The 557-nt window shown below is 70.9% G+C and carries 1 protein-coding gene; it reads right to left on the reverse strand.

From position 1 onward, the window contains the following. Positions 1–532 (reverse strand): phytoene desaturase family protein (locus tag sphsw_RS15330; RefSeq protein ID WP_443024401.1); only part of this gene is annotated, 532 nt, incomplete at its 3' end. Positions 533–557 lie beyond the last annotated feature (25 nt).

Raw genomic sequence — 557 nt, forward strand, 5'->3', positions numbered from 1 at the left:
GCTCGATGAGGATCGCGCGGACCGGTGCGTCGTACCGGAAGCGGACGCCGTTCTGCCGGCCAAGCGCCTCCAATGCGAGTGCGAGCCGATACATGCCGCCGTCGATCAGCCACACGCCGCTCGCCTCGACATGCGCGATCAGCATCAGCGTCGCCGGGCACTGCATCGGCGACGCCCCGCAATAGGTCGCATAGCGCGCGAACAATTGGCGCAGGCGCGGGTCGGTGAAATAGCCGCCGAGCGCGTGCCACAGCGACGTATAGGGGCGCAGCGTGCAATAATCGCCAAGGCCGCGCAGACCCATCCGCCAGCCCAGCGTCAGAGGCCCCGGGCGTGTCGCGTGGAGAAAGGGCCGGTTGAGCGCGGTAAAGAGCCGTTTCGCCTCGGCCCGGAACGCGCGATAGCCGCGGGCATCGGCCGCGCCGGCAAAGGCGCCGATCGCGTCCTCGCTCGCGGCGGGATCGGCGAACAGGTCGAGGCGGGCGGGACCCCAGGCATGGCGGGCGAGCAGCGCGGCGGGGCGCATCGTCACGTGCCGGTCGAGCGTGTCGCCGCAT

The sequence above is a fragment of the Sphingomonas sp. FUKUSWIS1 genome (assembly GCF_000733135.1).
In the GTDB taxonomy this organism is placed as follows: Bacteria; Pseudomonadota; Alphaproteobacteria; order Sphingomonadales; family Sphingomonadaceae; genus Sphingomonas; species Sphingomonas aerolata.